This is a genomic window from Leisingera sp. JC1, assembly GCF_001679925.1.
GTDB lineage: Bacteria > Pseudomonadota > Alphaproteobacteria > Rhodobacterales > Rhodobacteraceae > Leisingera.
Genome location: NZ_LYUZ01000073.1, coordinates 1 through 582 on the forward strand (window position 1 = coordinate 1; position 582 = coordinate 582).

Annotated in this window: 1 protein-coding gene; it reads right to left on the reverse strand. The window is 64.3% G+C overall.

Annotated features, from left to right (window positions below; translation table 11 throughout):
- Positions 1–582 (reverse strand): cupin domain-containing protein (locus tag A9D60_RS06935; protein ID WP_141117866.1); only part of this gene is annotated, 582 nt, incomplete at both ends.

Consider the following 582-nt stretch of genomic DNA (forward strand, 5'->3'; position numbering starts at 1 on the left):
CATCGGGACCTTGCCGGTGTTTTCCATCCGGTGGACCTCCCCCAGGGGCACATAGACCGACTGGTTCTCCGTCAGCAGCTTGACGGTCTCGCCCACGGTCACCTGCGCCGTGCCGGCAACGACGATCCAATGCTCCGAACGGTGCATATGGCTTTGCAGGCTCAGGATGCCGCCCGGCTTGACCATGATCCGCTTGACCTGGAACCGCTCCCCGAGGCACAGGGTTTCATACCACCCCCAGGGCCGGTGGAACCGGGGGTATTCCGCGGCCTGCGGCACCCTGTTTGCCTTCAGAACCTCCACGGCTTTCTTGACGTCCTGGGCCTGATCCAGACCGGCGACCAGAACCGCATCCCGCATGGCCACCGCAACAATATTCTTCAGGCCCAGCCCAACCAGCTGGATATTGTCCTCTTCGCTCCGCAGCAGCGAATTCTCGCAGCCGATGGCGGTCACCGGGCCCATTTCCGCCACGCGGTCCGGCCCCTCTGCCGATATCGCGTGCAGGGAATCCCAGCTGCCCAGGTCGGACCAGTCAGAGGCCAGCGGCACCGTCACGATATTCCCGGCCTTGCCGATGAC